The organism is Ideonella azotifigens (assembly GCF_006519715.1).
GTDB classification, from domain to species: domain Bacteria; phylum Pseudomonadota; class Gammaproteobacteria; order Burkholderiales; family Burkholderiaceae_C; genus Ideonella; species Ideonella azotifigens.
In genome coordinates this window covers 1-3,356 of the sequence record NZ_VIDT01000609.1, presented here as the reverse complement: position 1 = coordinate 3,356, position 3,356 = coordinate 1, and the positions used below count along the sequence as shown (strand labels likewise).

Here is a 3,356-nt window from a genome sequence, read left to right as displayed (position 1 = left end):
AACGCGCTGGCCGGCGCGGAGCTGGCCATCGTGACGCCGATTGCCGGCACCACGCGTGACCGTGTCAGCGAGACCATCCAGATCGAAGGCGTGCCGCTGCACATCACCGACACGGCCGGCCTGCGCGACGACGCGGAAGCCGGCGACGAAGTCGAGCGCATCGGCATGGCGCGAAGCTGGGAATCCATCCACAGCGCCGACGCCATCGTCTTCCTGCACGACCTGACCCGGCTGGCCGATGCCGACTACCAGGCCGCCGACGCCCGCATCGCGCAACGCCTCGCGACGGCCGACCCGGCGCGCCTGCTGCAGGTCTTCAACAAGGCCGACACAGGTGTGTCAGCCGGCAGCGATGGCCGCCTGCTGATCTCCGCCCGCACCGGCGCTGGCCTGGAGGCGCTGCGCCAGGCGCTTCTGAAACGCGCCGGCTGGCAAGCCGCACCGGAAGGCGTGTTCATCGCCCGCAGCCGCCATGTGCAGGCACTCAAGCAGACAGCCGAGCACCTGGCCGGGGCGGCCGCGCATGCCAGCCAGGCCGATCAGGCCTTGGACCTGTTTGCCGAAGAGTTGCGGCTGGCCCACCTGGCGCTGCAAAGCATCACCGGCCGCTTCAGTGCAGACGATTTGCTGGGCGAGATCTTCAGCCGCTTCTGCATCGGCAAGTAGGCCAGATTCAGCTCGGCGTTGGCTTGCCGAAGCCGCTGGTCGGCAGCTCGCCACCGTGGTCGAACACCAGCGTGCGCTCGGGCCAGCGCAGTGCCGTCAGCGGCGTCGTGTGGCCGACAGCCTGGCCGTGGCGGCGTTCGTGGAAGCGGCCGCCGGCCGAGAAGTCGACGCAGAACACATTGCCTTTCGCGCCGTGCCAGGCATGGGGTGCGATGCCGGCGAACAGCTGCGGCTCGGCCTTGGCGTGGGGCGACGAAGCCGGGGTTTGCACCCGGCGCCAGAAGTGCCCGAAGACGACGGGCACCGGCTCCTGGTAGTGGTCCCACCAGGCCACGCGTTCGACGAAACGCCACTGCCCACCGGCGAAGAAGGTGGCCTTGCCGGGCTGCTCCAGGCCCGAGGTCAGCACCCGCAGCGGGTTGCCCATCTGCCGGCCCACTTCGTAACCCGCCACGCCCGGCAGCAGCGGCACGCTGCTGCGCGGGTTGGCCAGCGCCGCGGCCCAACTGCTGCGTTCGGCTTGGCTGGCTGCAAACTGTCCACTGTCGGCCAGCTGGCGCTCGGTGGTGGCTTCCCAGTGGTCGAACAACTCGTGCAGCTGCGGCGCAGGTGTGGGCAGCTGGCGCAGCGCCTGGATGGAGGGCGCGTGCCAGGCTGCGTGCACCACGCGCAGGTCTGGCCGCTCCAGTGCAAACGGCTGCCGCATCAGGAAGCGCAGCAGCGCCTGGCGCTGGTCGCCGGGCAGGCGCATGTAGGGCTCGTACTTGCGGTCGCGCTCGGAGTCCTGGCCCCAGAACCAGTCGTTGCCGTCCTTGCGCTCGCCGCGCAGCAGGTTCAGCTCGTGATTGCCCAGCACCAGCTGGCCGTGGCCCGCTTCGACGATGCCGCGCACCCGCGCAAAGACCCGTGGCGTGTCCGGCCCGCGGTCGCAGAGGTCGCCAACGAACACCAGCCGCCGCCCTTGCGCGTGCCGGCCCAGGGCGTCGTAACCCAGCCGTGCCAGCAACTGGTCCAGCGCGTCGGCTTCGCCGTGCACGTCGCCAATGATGTCCAGCGGGCCGTGGGCCAGTGCTTGCAGCATGACGGTTCGTCGGCTCCTGGGTAAGGCGGCGCAAGAGGCGCGCTGCGGCCATGCAGAACTGCGAAAATCGTGCCCGCAAGTTAGGTCATTTTGCCGCCACGTTCCGTGCCTGCTGAGGACGAACGGCGCCAGCGCGGCGATGAATGCCCAGTTTGGGGGATTGTTACAGCCATCGCCCCGATCCAATAATCCGGCATTGCCGATCAATGGGTTGCTGCGCTTGGGCGCGGGCCCGCGGCAAGCAGTTCCAGGAGAAGAACAATGTCGAGCGTGCTGGTCCAGGCCATTCAGTCCTTGAATGCAGACGATGCATTCAGGCCGCGCTTTGACGACAAACAGTGGGCGCTGTTCGAGAGTTACCTGCAGCAGCACAAGCTGCGCGCCGGTGACCTGTTGATCCGCCACCGCGACATGGACCGCAACATGTACTTGCTGGAAAGCGGCACGCTGCAGGTCTACGTGCCCGACGCCGGCCCCGCCCGCCGTGCCGTCGCGATCCTGCGCTCCGGTGCGGTGGTCGGCGAGCCCAGCATGTTCGGCGAAACCCCGCGCATGGCCCAGGTCGAGGCCATGTCGCCTGCGGTGGTGTGGGTGTTGACCCGCCCGCGCTTCGAAGAGCTGCTGACCCGCCAGGGCGACATGGGCATCGAGCTGCTGCGCTCCATCGGCGCGGTGATGTCCGAGCGCATGCGTGCCAACCTGGACCGCGGGCTGCCGCTCGCCTGAGTCTCGACCGACGAGCGCGGGCCGGCGAAGCCAGCGCCGGGCCGTTCCAAGCTGGCCGAGCCCAACCCGCCCGGCGGGTGGTTTGCCGTACCCGGCGAACCGGGTGCCCCATTCAATGGCCTGAAAAATCGACGAGTGTGAACAGCGGCAGGCCAGCCTCGCGCAGCTTGTCAGACCCACCCAGCTCCGGCAGGTCGACGATGGCCGCACCTTCGATCACCGTGGCGCCCAGTCGCTCCAGCAGCCGCTTGCCGGCCATCATCGTGCCGCCGGTGGCGATCAGGTCGTCGATCAGCAGCACGCGGTCGCCAGGTTTGACGGCATCGGTGTGCACCTCGACCGTCGCGCTGCCGTATTCCAGCTCGTAGGTTTCCTCGACCGTGGTGAACGGCAGCTTGCCCTTCTTGCGGATCGGCACGAAGCCGACGTTCAGCTCGTAGGCCAGCACCGAGCCGATGATGAAGCCGCGCGCGTCCAGCCCGGCGATGACGTCCGGCCGGGTGTCGAAATAGCGGTGCACGAACTGGTCGATCAGCACCCGGAAGACCCGCGGGTTCTGCAGCAGCGGCGTGATGTCGCGGAACTGCACGCCCGGCACCGGCCAGTCCGGAACGGTGCGGATGTGCTCGCGGATGTAGTCGCTCGGGCGGTCGGTGAGCAGGGCGGGGGCGATGGTCATGAGGCGGTTCGGGCTGCTTGCGCGGCCCGAGATTTTGCGCTCAACCCATCAGCCTTCCAGCAGCTTGGCCTCTGCCAGCGCCAGCGCCTCGCTCAGGCCGGACAGCACCAGCGTGTCGCCTGGCGCCAGCAGCAAGGTGTCGGCTGGCGCCATCACGTGGCCGTTGGCCCGCCGCACCGAGACCACCTGCACCTCCAACTCGGC

Annotated in this window: 5 protein-coding genes; 2 read left to right on the top strand and 3 right to left on the bottom strand. The window is 68.8% G+C overall.

Features of this window, described 5'->3' with window-relative positions:
- Nucleotides 1-666 (top strand): GTPase (locus FKP22_RS24960; RefSeq protein WP_211361570.1); only part of this gene is annotated, 666 nt, incomplete at its 5' end.
- 7 nt (nt 667-673) lie between these two features.
- On the opposite strand, the gene FKP22_RS24955 is transcribed toward FKP22_RS24960, so the two are convergent.
- A complete protein-coding gene (locus tag FKP22_RS24955) occupies nt 674-1,747 on the bottom strand; it encodes a metallophosphoesterase (protein WP_141290362.1) in 1,074 nt (357 codons plus the stop codon).
- A 261-nt stretch (nt 1,748-2,008) separates the two neighbouring features.
- Between FKP22_RS24955 and FKP22_RS24950 the strand changes: the two genes are divergently transcribed.
- Entirely contained in the window at nt 2,009-2,473 is a 465-nt protein-coding gene (locus tag FKP22_RS24950) for a cyclic nucleotide-binding domain-containing protein (protein ID WP_141290360.1), read from the top strand.
- Between the two features lie 112 nt (nt 2,474-2,585).
- Here the strand turns inward: FKP22_RS24950 and FKP22_RS24945 are convergent, their stop codons facing one another.
- Nucleotides 2,586-3,152, bottom strand: a complete 567-nt coding sequence (locus FKP22_RS24945) for an adenine phosphoribosyltransferase (RefSeq protein ID WP_141290358.1) — start codon at nt 3,150-3,152, stop codon at nt 2,586-2,588.
- Nucleotides 3,153-3,200: 48 nt separating this feature from the next.
- Complete coding sequence (locus tag FKP22_RS34545) at nt 3,201-3,338, bottom strand: hypothetical protein (protein WP_375140613.1); 138 nt, start codon at nt 3,336-3,338, stop codon at nt 3,201-3,203.
- Nucleotides 3,339-3,356 lie beyond the last annotated feature (18 nt).